Raw genomic sequence first — 16,545 nt, 5'->3', positions numbered from 1 at the left:
GTCTGGTCCGAATCCCGCTAGTACCGCGCACTGCCCTGCGCGACACTCGAAGCATGCGGGAAACAGCTCTCCTGGACGACTTCGACACTTACTACCGCGCCGTGGCCAGCCGCGACACGCGCTTCGACGGCCGTTTCTTCACCGGCGTGACCACCACCGGCATCTACTGCCGGCCGATCTGCCCGGCCCGCACCCCGAAGCCGGAGAACGTCCGGTTCTTCCGCGTCGCCGCGGCCGCCGAGGCCGCCGGGTTCCGCACCTGCCGCCGCTGCCGCCCGGACAAGGTGCCGGGCTCCCCCGACTGGAACATGCGCGCCGACCTGGCCGGCCGCGCACTGCGGCTGATCGCCGACGGCGCCGCCGACCAGCCGGACGGGATCGCGGCCCTGGCCCGGACGCTGGCGGTGAGCGAGCGGCACCTGCACCGGATCCTGGTCGCCGAGCTCGGGGTCGGGCCGCTGACGCTGGCCCGCTCCCGCCGCGCGCAGACGGCGCGGCTGCTGCTGGAGTCGACCTCGCTGCCGGTCTCGGACGTCGCCTTCGCCGCCGGCTACGGCTCGATCCGCCAGTTCAACGACTCGGTCCGGGAGGCCTTCGGCGCCACCCCGAGCGAGATCAGGACCCGCTTCGGCACCGGAACCGCGGCCGCCGAACTCGCCGGAAGCGCGGTGGACGGGGACGGGGCGCTGACCCTGCGTCTGACGTACCGGCCGCCGTTCGACTTCGCGGCGCTGCTCGGCTGGTTCGGCAACCGGGCGGTCCCGGGGGTGGACGAGGTGGTCGGCGAGGGTCCCGACGCGGTGTACCGGCGCGCGCTGCGGCTCCCCCACGGCATCGGCCTGGTGGAACTGCGCGACGACCAGAACGTGGTCCACGCCCGCCTGGCCGTCGACGACCTGCGGGACGTCGCGGTGGCCGTCCGCCGCTGCCGCGACCTGCTGGACCTGGACGCCGACCCGGCACAGGTGGACGCGGCACTGTCCGGGGATCCGGCGCTGGCCCCGCTGGTCGCCGCCCGGCCCGGACTGCGGGTGCCCGGCGCGGTCGACGGCTTCGAGATCGCCGTGCGCGCGGTGCTCGGCCAGCAGATCAGCGTGGCCGCCGCCCGCACCATGGCGGCGCGCGTGGTCCAGCGGTTCAGCGCGGTGGAGCTGGCTGCCGAGGCGGCGTTGGTACCGCCGGGGACGGGTGCCGGGCCAGCGGTCGCGGGTCCGGAAGTCGCGGCGGCGAGTGCCGGTTCGACGGCCGAGGCGAGTCACTTTGTCGACAACCAGGCGGTCCTCAACCCCTTCCCGCGCCCCGAGACCCTGGCCGAGGGCGACTACGAAGGCCTCGGCCTCACCCGCCGCACCGCCGCGACCCTGCGCGCGCTGGCGACGGCGGTCGCCGGCGGCGAGCTCACGCTCGACCGCGGCGTCGACCGGGCCCAGGCCCGCGCCAAGCTGCTCGCCGTCTCCGGCATCGGTCCCTGGACCGCCGACTACATCGCCCTGCGCGTGTTCGGCGATCCCGACGCCTTCCCGGTCGGCGACCTGATCGTGCGGCGCCAAGCCGAACGCCTCGGGCTGCCCGGGACCGAGAAGGCGCTCCTGGAACACGCCGAGGGCTGGCGTCCCTGGCGCGCCTACGCCGCCCTGCACCTGTGGGCCGCCGCGAGCGACCCCGTCACCGAAGGAACGAAGTGATGAGCACCCTGACCTACACCACCATCCAGACGCCGGCCGGCCCGTTCACCGTGCTCGCCGACGCGCACGACACCGTCCACGCCGCCGGCTTCACCGCCGACCCGGCGTTCCTGGCCGGCATGCTGAGCGCGCCGGTACCGGAGAAGGGCGCGCACGACCACGTGGCGGAGCGCGTGGCGGCCTACTTCGCGGGCGACCTGTCCGCGCTCGACGACGTCACTGTCGTCTACCGGCCCACCGGGCCGTTCCGGACCGCGGCCTGGGACGCGATGCGCACGGTGCAGGCCGGTGCCACGATCAGCTACACGCAGCTCGCGGCGACCGCCGGGAACCCCAACGCGGTCCGCGCGGCGGGATCGGCGTGCGCGTCGAACGCGATCGCGTTGTTCGTGCCCTGCCACCGCATCGTGCGCAGCGACGGCTCCAGCAAGAACTTCCTGTACGGCCTGGAGTGCAAAGCGACGCTGCTCGCCCACGAGAAGCAGTACGCGGACGCCTGAGCTGCGCAACGGCGCACCGCCGCCGGCTCCGGCTCCGCACAGGGGTCTGAGCCGCGCGCGGCAGCCTCCGAATCCACCGCGCGGGCTTCGGCGCCTCAGGCCTCGGCGACCGGCCGTCGTAACCCGGGCTCCGCCCCGGCCGCCCGGTCGCCGTTCAAGGCGGCCTGGCCGGGGAGGAAGCCCGGCGGCATCGCTCCGACCGGGGCCACCTCGAACAGCACCTGGAACTCGACTCCGTACTTCTCCTCCATACGCACCCCCAGCGGCCCGCACTCCACCCACGGGATCAACCGCATAGCGCGGAACTCCGCGGGCTCATGCTTATAGGCCGCCAGCTTCACCGGTTCCCCGCCGCCGACGCGCGGCGCGACGGTCCACACCACCGGGTTCTCCCGAGGCGAGGCCAGGCCGAGGAAGACCACACCGCCGTACTCGACCCACGCGACGTGCTCGCTGCGTCGGCCGACCGTGGCCGTCCCGTACAGATACGAGACCATCTCAACCGTGTCCGCGTCCTCCCGGATGTCCCGGAAGTGGTCGTTCACGATCTTCCCCAGCTTCTCCTTCAACGCCACGTCCACGTGGGCGCCCCGCTCCGACGAAGTCCGCAGCGAGTAGAAGGCGATGGATGCCCTGTCATCCACCCTGTAGTAGGCACAGGCCGGGGTCGCGTTATAGAGCTTCACCAACAGCTTGCTCCGCGCGCCGTCCGGCAGACCATTGCGGATCTCGTTGAGCAGCGCCAGATTCCGGCTCACCCCGGCGGAGACGTCGATCCCCTCTTCCCGCAGGTCCGTGTTCCGTTGCCGGGCCGCGTCCGAGGTCGGGTCCAGGAGCAGGATCTCGACCCGCACCTCGTTGTCGGCGGCCAGCACGTTCCGCAGCGCCGTGACACAGCGCTGCCGCTCGTCCACCTCGTCGCCCTCGGCGGTGGTGACGTCCAGGACGCTGCTGGACGTGTCCATGATCCGCACCAGGTCGTCGCAACGTTCCAGACGCTCTATGAACTTCAGATACGGGAAACGCTCGTAGCCGGTCATCGGCGCGTAGTCGGCGATGTTGCCGAACTTCTCGTTGGCGAAAGCGCGGATCGCCAGGAACACCGGCGACAAGAAGAACGCCACCAGAAGCGCTCCGGCCACATCGCCGATGACTCCGCGGAAGAACTCCTTCCACTGGCCGTTGTCCGGATGCACCCAGAACATCGTGAGCGTGATCGCCACCGCCGCCAGCACCACGGACAGCGACCACGCCACCAGCGCGCTCATCCGCCGGTTCCGCAGTCGGGTCAGCCAGCCGGGCCGGCCTTCCGGGGCGTCGGCGGGATCACGGTCCCGGTCTCGTTCACGCTCCGTCTCCCGGCCCTCATCCCGCCGGGCAGGCGTGAAACCGTTCTCCACAGTGGGGAACTCTTGGGAGGTCTCTTCGGGCATGACCACCCCCTTCGGTGTTGGGAATCGCCCATCAGAGCATTCCCAAACCGGTAGCGGGTGGAACAATTAAGAACAATGTCAGAACAGGATCGACGCGAAAGCGCCGACCTCCTCGAAGCCGACTTTGCGGTAGACCGCGCGGGCCGGTGCGTTGTAGTCGTTCACGTACAAGCTCACCACCGACGCGAAATCGCGCAGCGCGTACTCCACGACCGCCGCCATCCCGGCCGCGGCGACGCCCTTACCTCGCAACGCCGGGTGCGTCCACACCCCCTGGATCTGGCACGCCTGCTCAGTCACCGCGCCGATCTCGGCCTTGAACACCACGTGCCCGTCCTCGATCCAGGCGAAGGCCCGGCCGGCGTGCACGAGTTCGGAGACCCGGGCACGGTAGGAATAGCCGTTGTCGTCGCCGACCGGCGAGACGCCGACCTCCTCGGTGAACATCGCTATGCAGGCCGGCAGCAGGGTGTCTATCTGGTTCGCGGTCACCGGCTTCACCCGGAAGTCCGGGGTCACGGTCGGCGAGGAGCCGCGGATCTCCATCAGCGGCTGGCTGGAGCGCACCTCGCGGGCCGGGCCCCAGGACGGTCGCAGCTGCTCCCACAGCGCCATCGCGGCGTCGGCCGGACCGACGATCGAGGAGCAGCGGCGGCCCTGGCGGCGGGCCCGCTCGGCGAAAGCCCGCACAGCCTCCGGATTGGCCTGGACCGGGACCAGGTTCGCGCCGGAGTAGCACAGCGCGTCGAGCTTGCCGTTCACGATGTGGCCCCAGACCTCGCCACCCAGGCGCCACGGGTCCAGGCCGGAGGCCTCCACCCGGGAGGCCACGAAGACGTTCGAGACCGGGTCGCGCGCCAGCAGCGCACGGACGTCGGCCAGATCGGCCACGCCGAGCAGCCTGGTGTTGGTCCCGCGGACCCTCGACAACACGCTCATCGCACGCTCACCAGTTCACTGTACGGCGGTTAACCGCAGCCTGCCCTGCTCTGTAGCGGAAACGGCCGCGCACCGACCGACCATACGGCTGTTCGGTGCGCGTTCCGTGACCCGAAGACCCTCTACTAGAGCCTGGAAACACTCTAGAGAAGCCCTCTGTAGCCCCGTACAGGACGGTACTGGAAGCAGAGCGTTAAAGCGCGGCGTTCACAGACTCCACGACCTCGCCGGTCTCGGTGTCGATGTCGATGCCCATGTCAGAGGCGATCTTGAACGCCTCCTCGATCAGCGTCTCCACGATCTGCGCCTCGGGCACGGTCTTGATGACCTCGCCGCGCACGAAGATCTGGCCCTTGCCGTTGCCGGAGGCCACGCCGAGGTCGGCCTCGCGGGCCTCACCCGGACCGTTCACCACACAGCCCATGACCGCCACCCGCAGCGGCACCTTCAGACCGTCGAGGGCGGCGCTGACCTGGTCGGCGAGCTTGTAGACGTCGACCTGGGCCCGACCGCAGGAGGGGCAGGAGACGATCTCCAGGCCGCGTTTGCGCAGCCCCAGCGACTCCAGGATCTGCTGCCCGACCTTGACCTCCTCGACCGGCGGCGCGGACAGCGAGACCCGGATGGTGTCGCCGATGCCCTCGGCCAGCAGCGCGCCGAACGCGACCGCGGACTTGATGGTGCCCTGGAACGCCGGGCCGGCCTCGGTGACGCCGAGGTGCAGCGGGTAGTCGCAGGCCTCAGCCAGCTGCCGGTAGGCGTTGATCATCACGACCGGGTCGTTGTGCTTGACCGAGATCTTGATGTCGCGGAAGTCGTGCTCCTCGAACAGCGAGCACTCCCACAGCGCCGACTCCACCAGCGCCTCGGCAGTGGCCTTGCCGTATTTCTCGTACAGCCGCTTGTCCAGGGAACCGGCGTTGACGCCGATCCGGATCGGGACCCCGGCGTCCTTGGCCGCGCGGGCGATCTCGCCGACCTTGTCGTCGAAGGCCTTGATGTTGCCGGGGTTGACCCGCACCGCCGCGCAACCGGCGTCGATGGCGGCGAAGACGTACTTCGGCTGGAAGTGGATGTCCGCGATCACCGGGATCTGCGACTTCTTCGCGATCGCCGGCAGCGCGTCGGCGTCATCCTGCGAGGGCACCGCCACCCGGACGATCTGACAGCCGGCCGCCGTCAACTGCGCGATCTGCTGCAACGTGGCGTTCACATCCGCGGTCAACGTCGTGGTCATCGACTGCACGGACACCGGGGCGTCACCGCCGACCGGGACGGAACCCACCATGATCTGGCGGGACTTGCGGCGGATGGCAAGCGGCTTGGTCGGGAGTGCGGGCATGCCCAGCGCGATGGCGGTCAAGGTCTCACCGTTCCGTGAATGGTTGCTACTGCCGTCAACGCTACGGCACTGCCGTGGGGTGTCCGCACACACCGCGAGATTTTCACTTGGCCTTCACCGGCGCCATGGTGGCGCAGGTCACAGCTACCGCGCGGACGATCCGAAGTCAATGCCCGATCAGCTCGGGAACTTCAGCGGGTTGGTGATGTCGGCGGCCATCAGCAGCAGCGACAGGCCGACGAACAGGACCAGGAAGGTGAACGCGGCCGGCATCAGCTTGTTCAGGTCCACGCGGCCCGGGTCCGGGCGGCCGACCAGCTTGGCGACCTTGCGGCGCCCGGCCTCGTACAGCGCGATGGCGATGTGCCCGCCGTCCAGCGGCAGCAGCGGCAGCAGGTTGAAGATGCCGATGAACAGGTTGATGCTGGCGATGTACTGCAGGAAGCTGGCGTAGCCGCCGTCCTTGATCACGCTGCCGGTCAGGCTGGCCATGCCGACCACGCCGACCGGGGCGTTGGCCGAGCGCGGCTGGCTGGTGTTGGTCGCCGCCTGGAACAGCTTGGGGATCGAGGCCGGGATGTCGACCAGACCGGTGACCGAGCCCTTGGCGTAGGTGCCGAAGTCGCTGAAGCCCTGGCCGAGCGCGCTCACCGGGCCGGGGTGCTTGGTGATCTCCGGCGGGGCCTGGATACCGATCATCAGACCGAGCTGGACCTGGTTCGGGTCGGCCGCGACGTTGCCGACGGCCGGGGTGATCTTGGTCGTCTCCTGCTGGCCGTTCCGCAGGTAGGTCACCGTCACCTGGACCGGGGGGCTGGTCGGCTTGTTGTCGCTGCCCAACGACGGCTGGCCCTTGTGCAGCTGGTCGGTGACGTCCTGCCAGCTGTGGGTCGGCACGTTGTCCACCGCGATGATCTTGTCGCCGTTCTGCAGGCCGGCGGCCAGCGCGGGGCTCTTGGCGTCCCCGGCCCCGCAGGCGCCGGAGGTGGTCTTCAGGCACTGGGTGACCGTGCCGACCGTGCCGGACAGGTCCCGGGTGGCCACACCCCAGGTCAGCGGGACCATCAGCAGCAGCACCAGGGCGATGATGAAGTGCACCAGCGAGCCGGCCGACAGCGTCAGCAGCCGCCAGCCCAGCGGCTTGCGGTAGAAGGCCCGCGGCTCGTCCTCGGGGTCGATCGGCTCCAGGTCCGTCATCCCGACGATCTTCACGTAGCCGCCGGCCGGGATGGCCTTGACGCCGTACTCGGTCTCGCCCCGGCGGAACGACCACAGCCGCGGCCCGAAACCGACGAAGAACTCGGTGACCTTGCCGCCGGCCTTGCGGGCGCACACCATGTGCCCGGCCTCGTGCAGCATGATCGATGCGATGAGCGCGAGGGCGAACAGGATGATGCCTAGCGGGCCCACTTATCCACCTAACGTAGTCGGCACGGATGCCTGTCGACGTCTGTCGTCTTCTCAGCCGGCCGTCAGTTCGCGTGCCCGCGCACGCGCCCAGGAATCCGCCTCCAGAACGGCCTCCAGGGTAAGGTCCCCACCCTGAGAGCGCCCTGAACCGGAGTGTTCGGCGACCACCCGTTCGATGGTATCCACGATCGCCGGGAAGCGGAGGCGGCCGGCGAGGAATGCCGCCACACACTCCTCGTTGGCACCGTTGAAGACGGCCGGAGCGGTCCCTCCGGTTGCGCCGACCTGCTTGGCCAGCCGGACCGAGGGGAAGGCCTCGTTGTCCAGAGGGAAGAACTCCCAGGTCGAGGACTTGGTCCAGTCTATGGCCGGGGCGGCGCCGGGGACCCGGTCCGGCCAGCCCAGGGCCAGCCCGATCGGCAGCCGCATGTCCGGCGGGCTGGCCTGGGCCAGCGTCGAGCCGTCCACGAACTGCACCATCGAGTGCACGATGGACTGCGGGTGCACCACCACCTCGATGCGGTCGAAGGGCACGTCGAACAACAAGTGCGCCTCGATCACCTCCAGGCCCTTGTTCACCAGCGTCGAGGAGTTGCAGGTGACCAGCGGGCCCATGTTCCAGGTCGGGTGCTTCATGGCCTGCTCGGGCGAGACGTCGGCCATCTCGGCCCGGGTCCGGCCGCGGAACGGGCCGCCGGAAGCGGTGACGATCAGCTTCTCGACCTCTTCGGCCCGGCCCCCGCGCAACGCCTGGGCCAGCGCCGAGTGCTCGGAGTCGACCGGCACGATCTGACCGGGCTTGGCCAGCCGGGTGACCAGGTCGCCGCCGATGATCAGCGACTCCTTGTTGGCCAGCGCCAGGATCCGGCCGGACTCCAGGGCGACCAGGGTGGCTTTCAGGCCCGCGGCGCCGTCGATGGCGTTCAGGACGATGTCGCACTCACGCGCGGCCAGCTCGGTCGAGGCTTGCGGGCCGGCCAGGATCTCAGGGATCTGGAACTCCCCCGCGGAGTAGCCGCGCTTCTGCGCGGCGGCGTAGAAGGCCAGGTTCAGGTCCTGCGCGGCACTGCCCTTGGCCACCGCCACCGTCCGCGCGCCGGTGGCCAGCGCCTGCTCGGCCAGCAGCTCCGGGTTCCCGCCGCCGGCCGCCAGGCCGACGACCCGGAACCGGTCGGGGTTGCGGGCGACCAGGTCCAGGGTCTGAGTGCCGATGGAGCCGGTCGAGCCGAGCAGGATGATGTCACGCGGGAAGTGGGTCACGCCGCTCATTGTGGCGCACCCCGATGCGTGGTCAGGGCGCTGCGGCCGGACCGCCACACGAGATTCACACCGATGTGCTCATTTCCGCCACGGTCGCGGTCGGACCGGCGGCTACATCTCCATCAGGCGGGCCGAGAGCCCGCCGACCGGGATCCGGTCGATCTCGCTGCCCGCGTCCCGCAGGTCGGTGAGCACCAGGTCGTCGTACATCAGGTGGGCCGCGTCGTGCGGCCAGAGCACGGCCCAGAGCCACAGGCCGCCGGCTTCGCCGAGGAAGACCGCGCGGTCGCCGGTGTCGGGGACGTTCCACATGGAGGTCGAGCGGCCCGCGGCGTAGAGCTTGGCGTGGGCGGCGGTCTGTTCGAAGATCTCGCCGGGGTCCGGGCCCTCCAGCCCGGCGAAGCGGGCACCCAGGCCGATGCCCATCTCCTCGGCGATCAGGAGGAGTTCGCCGACACCGCCGAAGGGGTTGGGGCCGGCACAGGCCACCGCGGTCGCGCGGGCTCCGGCTTCGTCACCGGCGTAGGCGACGCCGGTGAACTCCCAGCCGGTCGGCAGCGGCCAGGGCATCCAGACCGGGACCTGGCTGTTGGCGGCCGTCTCGGCCAGTTCCTTGACGGTCGGGGGCTGGACCGGTTGCAGCGGGTGGACCGCGCCGTGCAGGTCGCACTCCCAGGTCGTGGCGAGCAGGCCCGGGGCGCGCACCCGCTTCCCACAGCGTGGGCAGCTGGGGTCGGCCTTCATAGAGACTGACGGTCCTCTCGTGGCGGGCGGTCCGTCAAGCCCCGTCACCCGGATGGCGGGGAGGCCGGAACCGTGGGCGGGGCGCGGTTCCGGGCCCGCGCCCCCGCCGGACATCCCGCGCCCTGCCGCGCTCCCGTCCCGCCAACGGGTCCGGCTACGCCAAGGGGGTCGGGCGGCCGGGCTGCTCGCCGCCCCTGGCCTCACCGTAGGAGCGCTTCGGGACCATCACCTTGCGACGGAAGAGGCAGACCACGGTGCCGTCCTGCTTGTAGCCCTTGGTCTCGACATAGACGATGCCGCGGTCGTCCTTCGACTTGGACTCGGTCTTGTCCAGGACCACGGTCTGGCCGTAGATGGTGTCGCCGTGGAAGGTCGGGGCGATGTGCCGCAGCGACTCCACTTCCAGGTTCGCGATCGCCTTGCCGGAGACGTCGGCCACCGACATGCCCAGCAGCAGCGAGTAGATGTAGTTGCCGACCACCACGTTGCGCTTGAAGTCGGTGGTCTCCTCGGCGTAGTTCGCGTCCAGGTGCAGGGGGTGGTGGTTCATGGTGATCAGGCAGAACAGGTGGTCGTCGTACTCGGTGACCGTCTTGCCCGGCCAGTGCTTGTACACCGCGCCGACCTCGAACTCCTCGAAATACCGGCCGAACTGCATGGGTCGGGTCCCTTCCTCGCCTGGTCGCCGCCGGTCACCGGTCGGCGCTGCCTGTGTCCTGCCCGCTCTCCCGTCATCTTGGCGCAGTCGGCTACCGGCCAGTAGTACGCCGGGCGGTGAGGTCGGCCACGTTCTTGACGCGGCGGCCCGGCCCTGATGTGATGCCCGGCGTGACCGGCAGTCCCATATCCGACTACGGATACCCCGCGCCCTTCGCGGCTCCGAGGCCACGCCCCCGGACCTCGGTGGCCGGCCTCGGCGTGGCGCTGATCGTCCTGCTGGCCCTGGACGCCGCGGTGGCGGCGCTGGCCGCGGGCCTGCTGGTCTGGCGGCACCAGGTGCTCGGCACGCTGCTCACCGACCCCGGCTCCCTCGGCCCGGACGACCTGCACAACTCAGACCGGCTGGCCCTGGGCGCCGTGGGCTGGCTCTACATCTTCCTGGTCCCCACCATCGTGATCTTCATCTGCTGGTTCTGGGCGGCCCGCAACAACGCCGAGCTCTACTTCCCGAACCGCGGCACCCTGGCCGTCGGCTGGGCGATCGGCGGCTGGTTCCTCCCACTGGCCAACTGGGTCCTGCCGCTATTTGTCGCCCGCGACATCCACCGCGGCACCATGGCCGGCCGCAAGGGCAAACCGGCCGGCGGCCAGATCACCGGCTGGTGGTGGGGCCCCTACGTGATCGCGGAGATCCTGGCCCTGGCCTGCAGCGGCGAGAACGGCAACGCCAAGAAGGCCGCCGACATCACCGACTTCGTCCACGACCTGCAAGCCGTGGCCACGACCGGCATCGCGGCCCTGATCGCGACAATCGCGGCGGCCCTGCTGGCGATCGGCTACGTGCGCACCATCACCAACACCCAGAACGCCCGCAACCGCGAGGGCGACTGGTACGGCGGGCCGGGGCCGGCAGTGCTGCCGGGGCCTTACGGGATGGGGTACGGATACGGGTATGGGGCGCCGATGCCGGGCTACTCGGCACCGCAGATGCCCGTGCCCGGCTATCCGGCGCCGCAGATGCCCATGCCCGGCTATCCGGCACCGCAGATGCCCATGCCGATGCCAGCGCAGTCACCGGCCCCGCCGACGGAGACCGCGCCGGTGGTGCAGGACCGGATTCCGGTGGCCGACACCCAGATCGCCGACACGCATAGTGCCGACACCCAGAGCGCCGAGACTTGGAGCAGCGATGCGCCGAAGCCGGCGGAGCCCGGGGACTGGCTTACGCCGCCAAGCTGACCGGCACACGCCGCGGCACAGCGCACCTGGGCCGCACAGCCGCCGAGGCGAACTCGCCGCCCGCCGCAGCTTCACCGCAAGCGCAACCGCCGCCGCCAGCGCTCCACCTCAGCCACACAGCTGCCGACGCAGACTCGCCGCTCGCCGCAGCTTCACCGCAAGCGCAGCCGCCGCAGCCGCGGCCACCCCACCTCAGTCCTCGATCTCACCCTCGCCCGCGGCGTCGCCGACACCCACCGCGACCGCCGCCCCGTAAGCCTCCATCTCCCCGGCCGGAAGCACCTCGGAGATGTGCGGCGTCAGCTTCTTCAGCAGCAGCGTCAGCTGCTCCTCGCTGAGTACGTCGCCGACCACCGTGGCGTGCGCCAGGTCGCCGATCAGCGAGGCGGCGCGGGACAGGCCCGCGTCGCGGTCCCAGGCGCGGTAGGTGGCGGCGCGGGCGTAGCCGCGGGCCACGCGGGCGGCGCCTACGCGCTCGTGGCGCAGGAGTTCCAGGTCGGCGGCGTCCAGGACTTCGCGGCGGTCCACCTCGAAGATCACGTCCGGCCGCTCCAGGGCGGCGCCTATCTGGTCCACCTGCGGGCGCTCCAGGTTGGAGACCGCGGTGATCAGGCCGTTGACGTGCCGGCCGTGCGGGCCGTAGGCCCACCAGCCCGGGACCTCGGCCACCACCAGGAACTCGCGGGTGACGATGGCCTGGGCGCCGATCGCGCTGGAGGGTGTGTAGTGCTCGGGGGCCGGGACCGCCTGGAGCTGGAACAGGCGGAAGCCGCCGTCGATGCCGAGCGAGAGGGTCATGTCGTCGGCGATGCCCAGACCGGCCTGCGCCGGGTCCGGGTAGACCAGCAGGCCGACCGGGACCTCGGTCTTCGGCGAGGCCTCGTCGTCGTCCACGGACAGGGCGTCGTGGTCCTGCCACGCCGAGGGGATGAACGTGGTCACGCCCCGATTGAGCGCGTCGTAGAGATCGACCTTGTGGTGGTCCGGCCCCACGAACCTTGTCCCGTCCATCCTCGCTATGACGTAGTAAGTCGCCACTGTTTACTTCCCGCCCTATACGTTCGCGCTCTTCAACCGCCTCAAGGCACCATCCTGCCGCAACCCGGCCCCGCGGTGGGAGCGACCACCTAAAAACCCAGGGAGCGCACGCCGGTGGCGACGGCGTCCGGTCGGTCCGCCGCGATCAGGTGTTTGGCATCCGGTAACTCTACGACTTCAGCCCCGGGAAACAAGCCCGCGAACTCGCGCTGGCGTTCGATCCACCGCCGGACATGTCTGTTCTCTGATTCGCCCGCCGCCCCGACCAGCACCTGTACCAGAACCTCGGGAAAGGCCCGCTCGCAGCGCAGCTCAAGTAACTCCACCGCGCAGGCCCGATACGACGACAACTCGTTCACCACCGCCGCCGCGACCCGGCTGGACCGATAGACGGCCCGTCCCAACTCCCGGTCCGGGTCCCGGTGCGTGGTACTCGCGGCCTGATAGACCAGCCGCCGCACCGCCGGGCCCAGCACCTGGTTCAGGCCCAGCAGCGTGGTGCCGCGCACGAACGCCCGCCCGGCCGCGCGCCCCGGCCCGCCCGGCGCCGGGGTGATGTCCGACTCCGCGCTGGCGTCGACGAAGACGATCCCGGCCACCCGCTCGGGGTCCAGCCGCGCGAAGGCCTCGGCGTGGAAGGCCCCGTAGGAGTGCGCGACCAGGATCACCTTCTCCCGCGGCGGCACGCCGACGGCATCCAGGACCCGCCCCAGCCGCTCGGCCTCCCCGGCCAAGGTCTGCGGCAGCGGCCGGCCGTCGGCTCCGAGCTCCGGCTGCGACCAGCCGAGCCCCGGCCGGTCGAAGCGCACCAGCCGGTGGTCCCCGGCCAGCATCGGCACCACCGGGTCCCACTCGAACCAGGCGCCGGCCAGGCCCTGCACGAACAGCACCACCGGCCCGCCCGAACCGTCCCGCACGACATGCAGCAGCGTGCCGCGATCATCGACGAACCTCACCGCGCCTCCTCGCAGCCATGATCCCACGCGGAAGGGGCGAAACGCCGAAGCGCTCGCCGTTCACAGCCGACTCGGCTGTACGGAATAGGAAGGAATTCTGGCCCGCGCCGCGCCCGGCTGGCGAGACTTCGAAGGCGAACATCCCATCGCACCAGATCACCGAAGGAGCTGGTCACAGTATGAAGCACGGCCACTCGCGGCGGACCGCCGCTCTCACCCTCACCGCAGCCGTCACCCTCGGCGGCGCCCTGCTCACCGCCGGCCCGGCCGCGGCGATCAGCCGCGTCGGCGGCATCGACTGCACCACGAACGGCGTCACCATCTTCAAGGGCACCAGCGACGAATCCCTCGCCTGCTATGCCGGCAGCGCGGGCACGATCTACGACACCGTGCCCGGCGTAGGCGGCGTCATGGGCGTGTGGAACTACGGCTACACCACGTACTACGTCCCCCCCACCGGGCGCGACGACTACACCAGCTTCTATGCCAACAGCGTCCGCTACCCGTACGACTACGACATCTCGCAAAACCGGACGGTCACCATCGAGAGCTGAGAAAGAGCCCGCCGGGCGGGAACACGCCTTCCCGCCCGGCCCGACCCGGATGCGGACTTTCATGAAGCACCTCACGCGGGCCGTCATCGCGCTCGCACCGATGGCGCTGCTGGCCGGCTGCGGCAGCACGAACACGCCGGCCGCCGCGCTGCCGGCGCTTTCCGGCCCGGTACCGGTGGTGACGACCTTGGAGCAGGTCAACCGACCGATCGATCCCTATATACCGACGCCGTCCGAAGTCCTGGCCCTGATAGCCGCGGCCAACGTGCTGAACGCCCGCTGCATGGCGGCCTTCGGACTGCACGGCAGCGACACCCACGCCACGGACGTCGACGCACACGGGGTCCGGGTCGCGATCGCGCACACCCACCTTTACGGGTTCTTCGATCCCTCGGTAGCCGCCACCGACGGCTACGACGTCGTCCAACTTCAGTCCTCCCAGGTACCGGGCCAGCCGGCCGCCGCACCGGTATCCCCCGCCGCGCTGTCGGTGGAGTCCGGCCAGGACGACGCCGGCCATCCCGTGGCCGACTACGCCGGCAAACCCGTCCCGGCTCATGGCTGTAAAGCCCAAGCCCAGACGGGTATCGGCGGAGAGTACCCCGACATGAGCGCGGCGGGCCTGCCGGACGGCGGCCCGGTCACCCCGCTCAGCGACCCACGAGTCCTCGCCGCGAACAAGCAGTGGAGCGCCTGTATGAAGGGCAAGGGCTATCACTTCGCCACCCCGTACGAGGCGATGGACAGCGCGACGGCGCAGGACGCGCAGGTCGTCGGCCCGGAAGGCGACCGGAAGGTAGTCCACTCCCCCGCCGAGATCGCCCAGGCGACCGCGGATGTCGGGTGCAAACAGGCCACGAACTTCATGGGCACGGCGACCGCCGTCCAGGACGCCTACGACCGCCAGTACATCGCCGGCCACGGCCCCGCGCTGGCCGAGTACCGGCGCCAGCTCGATGACCGGGTCCATGCCGCACAGCAGATCGTGGCATCCTCCGGGGCACCGCCCTCGGATTAGTCACCCGGCCCGGCATGCTCAAGCTGAGTCAGACGCTCGTCGCTCACGGAGCAGTCACGGAACCGGCCGACCCGACGACGCCCGCTGGTCCCGGAGTATCCAGCTCCGGGGCCGGCAGGCGTGACCGTTTCCAGCCCTGAGCTGGACCCCTACTTCGCCTTGTGGTCCGCCGGCAGCCGCCGACCGATGATCATCTTCTGGCCGTCGATGACGTGGTCATCGCCGTCCGGCACGCCCGCCGGCGTGCCGCGGCTCGGCTGTACGGAATAGGAAGGAATCCTGGCCCGCGCCGCACCCTGCTGGCGAGACTTCGAAGGCGAACATCCCATCGCACCAGAACAGCGAAGGAGCTGGTCACACCATGAAGCACGGGCACGCGCGGCGGACCGCCGCTCTCACCCTCACCGCAGCCGTCACCCTCGGCGGCGCCCTGCTCACCGCCGGCCCGGCCGCGGCGATCGACCGCGTCGGCGGCAGCGGCTGCAAGACGAACGGCGTCACCCTCTACGTCGGCCTCACCGGCTCGATCTCGCGCGCCTGCTACGCCGGCAGCGCGGGCACGATCCGCGACAACGTCTCCGACGTGGGTTCCGTCGCGAGCGTGTGGAACCACGGCTACGCCCAGTACACCACCACGGCCAAGGTCGACGACGTCACCGGCTTCCTGGCCAACGGGGTCCACTACCCGTACGACGACCCGGACTCGAACAACTACTCGGTCACCATCCTGCCCTGAGGACGAGACCGCCGGGCGGGGACCCCCTTCTTCCCGCCCGGCCCGACCCGGGATACGGACTCTCATGAAGCACCTCGCGCGAACCGTCATCGTGCTCGCACCGGTGGCGCTGCTGGCCGGCTGCGGCAGCCCGACCAAGCCCGCGACCGCGCTGCCGGCACTTCCCGGCCCGGTACCGGTGGTGACGGCCTTGGAGCAGATCAGCCGGCCGGTCGACCCCTACCTTCCGACACCAACCGAAGTCCGGACCCTGATATCCGCGGCCAACGTGTTGAACGCCCGGTGCATGGCGGGCTTCGGACTGCGGGGCACCGACACCCACCCGACGGACATCGACGCCCACGGGGTGCAGGTCGCGACAGCGCACACCCACCTGTACGGATTCTTCGATCCCGCGATAGTGGCCACCAACGGCTACGACCTCATCCAACTTCAGACCTCCCAGGTGGCGCCGGGCGAGCCGAGACCCCAGCCGATATCCGACTCCGCGGAGTCGGTGGAGATCGGCCGGGACACCGCCGGCCACCCCGTGACCAGCTACGCGGGCAAGTCCGTCCCGGCTGAGGGATGCAAGGCCCAAGCCCAGCAGGGTACCGGCGGCGAACTGCCGGACATGAGCGCGGCGGGCCTGCCGGACGGCGGCCCGGTCACCCCGCTCAGCGACCCGCGCGTCCTGGACGCGAACAAGCAGTGGAGCGCGTGCATGAAGGGCAAGGGCTACCACTTCTCCACCCCGTACGACGCGATGACGAGCGAGCCCGCGCAGGACGCGCAGGTCGTCGGCCCGGAAGGCGACCGGAAGGTGGTCCACTCCCCCGCCGAGATCGCCCAGGCCACCGCGGACCTGGCCTGTAAGCAGACCACGAACTTCATGGGAACGGCCACCGCCGTCCAGGACGCCTACGACCGGCAGTACATCGCCGGCCACGGCCCGGCGCTGGCCCAGTACCGCCGCCAGCTCGACGACCGGATCCGAGCCGCACAGCAGATCGTGGCATCCTCCGGGGCTCCGCCCTCGGCGTAGCGGCGAC

Annotated in this window: 16 protein-coding genes; 7 read left to right on the top strand and 9 right to left on the bottom strand. The window is 70.6% G+C overall.

The features are described 5' to 3' along the window. The first annotated feature begins 53 nt into the window (after nt 1-53). Together KGQ19_RS04405 and KGQ19_RS04400 are read left to right on the top strand one after the other, a co-directional pair. Entirely contained in the window at nt 54-1,685 is a 1,632-nt protein-coding gene (locus KGQ19_RS04405; protein ID WP_212007756.1) for a DNA-3-methyladenine glycosylase 2 family protein, read from the top strand. After that, on the top strand, nt 1,685-2,185 hold the full coding sequence (locus tag KGQ19_RS04400; protein ID WP_212007755.1) for a methylated-DNA--[protein]-cysteine S-methyltransferase: 501 nt from the start codon (nt 1,685-1,687) through the stop codon (nt 2,183-2,185). The genes KGQ19_RS04405 and KGQ19_RS04400 overlap by 1 nt, the downstream gene beginning before the upstream one ends. A 95-nt stretch (nt 2,186-2,280) precedes the next feature. Here the strand turns inward: KGQ19_RS04400 and KGQ19_RS04395 are convergent, their stop codons facing one another. From KGQ19_RS04395 to KGQ19_RS04365, 7 genes are all read right to left on the bottom strand, one after another. Beyond that, nucleotides 2,281-3,618, bottom strand: a complete 1,338-nt coding sequence (locus tag KGQ19_RS04395; RefSeq protein WP_212007754.1) for a hypothetical protein — start codon at nt 3,616-3,618, stop codon at nt 2,281-2,283. A gap of 78 nt (nt 3,619-3,696) precedes the next feature. Beyond that, entirely contained in the window at nt 3,697-4,557 is an 861-nt protein-coding gene (locus KGQ19_RS04390) for a GNAT family N-acetyltransferase (RefSeq protein WP_212007753.1), read from the bottom strand. A gap of 193 nt (nt 4,558-4,750) precedes the next feature. Then, nucleotides 4,751-5,920, bottom strand: a complete 1,170-nt coding sequence (gene ispG / locus KGQ19_RS04385) for a flavodoxin-dependent (E)-4-hydroxy-3-methylbut-2-enyl-diphosphate synthase (protein ID WP_230418190.1) — start codon at nt 5,918-5,920, stop codon at nt 4,751-4,753. 156 nt (nt 5,921-6,076) lie between these two features. Further along, on the bottom strand, nt 6,077-7,309 hold the full coding sequence (locus tag KGQ19_RS04380; protein ID WP_212007752.1) for a M50 family metallopeptidase: 1,233 nt from the start codon (nt 7,307-7,309) through the stop codon (nt 6,077-6,079). Nucleotides 7,310-7,360: 51 nt separating this feature from the next. Next, a complete protein-coding gene (gene dxr, locus KGQ19_RS04375; RefSeq protein WP_413562496.1) occupies nt 7,361-8,578 on the bottom strand; it encodes a 1-deoxy-D-xylulose-5-phosphate reductoisomerase in 1,218 nt (405 codons plus the stop codon). A gap of 102 nt (nt 8,579-8,680) precedes the next feature. Further along, nucleotides 8,681-9,313 (bottom strand): DUF6758 family protein, encoded by a 633-nt coding sequence (locus tag KGQ19_RS04370; RefSeq protein WP_212007750.1) that lies wholly within the window; start codon nt 9,311-9,313, stop codon nt 8,681-8,683. A 154-nt stretch (nt 9,314-9,467) separates the two neighbouring features. Continuing rightward, on the bottom strand, nt 9,468-9,971 hold the full coding sequence (locus KGQ19_RS04365; protein ID WP_212007749.1) for a MaoC family dehydratase: 504 nt from the start codon (nt 9,969-9,971) through the stop codon (nt 9,468-9,470). 170 nt (nt 9,972-10,141) lie between these two features. Here KGQ19_RS04365 and KGQ19_RS04360 point away from each other — a divergent pair, with 170 nt between their 5' ends. Beyond that, entirely contained in the window at nt 10,142-11,212 is a 1,071-nt protein-coding gene (locus KGQ19_RS04360) for a DUF4328 domain-containing protein (RefSeq protein ID WP_212007748.1), read from the top strand. A gap of 192 nt (nt 11,213-11,404) precedes the next feature. Here the strand turns inward: KGQ19_RS04360 and KGQ19_RS04355 are convergent, their stop codons facing one another. Both KGQ19_RS04355 and KGQ19_RS04350 read right to left on the bottom strand, forming a co-directional pair. Further along, nucleotides 11,405-12,223, bottom strand: a complete 819-nt coding sequence (locus KGQ19_RS04355) for a hypothetical protein (RefSeq protein WP_212007747.1) — start codon at nt 12,221-12,223, stop codon at nt 11,405-11,407. A 116-nt stretch (nt 12,224-12,339) separates the two neighbouring features. Next, entirely contained in the window at nt 12,340-13,206 is an 867-nt protein-coding gene (locus KGQ19_RS04350; RefSeq protein WP_212007746.1) for an alpha/beta fold hydrolase, read from the bottom strand. Between the two features lie 179 nt (nt 13,207-13,385). Between KGQ19_RS04350 and KGQ19_RS04345 the strand changes: the two genes are divergently transcribed. The 4 genes from KGQ19_RS04345 to KGQ19_RS04330 all read left to right on the top strand — a co-directional run bounded on the left by KGQ19_RS04345 (nt 13,386) and on the right by KGQ19_RS04330 (nt 16,538). Further along, nucleotides 13,386-13,760 (top strand): hypothetical protein, encoded by a 375-nt coding sequence (locus KGQ19_RS04345; protein ID WP_212007745.1) that lies wholly within the window; start codon nt 13,386-13,388, stop codon nt 13,758-13,760. 61 nt (nt 13,761-13,821) lie between these two features. Then, the gene (locus tag KGQ19_RS04340) at nt 13,822-14,778 is read left to right on the top strand and encodes a hypothetical protein (protein WP_212007744.1); all 957 of its coding nucleotides are present in this window, start codon (nt 13,822-13,824) and stop codon (nt 14,776-14,778) included. Nucleotides 14,779-15,139: 361 nt separating this feature from the next. Further along, complete coding sequence (locus tag KGQ19_RS04335) at nt 15,140-15,514, top strand: hypothetical protein (protein ID WP_212007743.1); 375 nt, start codon at nt 15,140-15,142, stop codon at nt 15,512-15,514. Between the two features lie 64 nt (nt 15,515-15,578). After that, nucleotides 15,579-16,538 carry a hypothetical protein gene (locus KGQ19_RS04330; RefSeq protein WP_212007742.1) on the top strand — a complete coding sequence of 320 codons (960 nt, stop codon included), beginning with the start codon at nt 15,579-15,581 and terminating at the stop codon, nt 16,536-16,538. Nucleotides 16,539-16,545 lie beyond the last annotated feature (7 nt).

The organism is Catenulispora pinistramenti, assembly GCF_018274385.1.
Lineage (GTDB): Bacteria > Actinomycetota > Actinomycetes > Streptomycetales > Catenulisporaceae > Catenulispora > Catenulispora pinistramenti.
The sequence above is the reverse complement of the archived record's forward strand: the minus strand, read 5'-3'. Positions and strand labels throughout refer to the sequence as shown.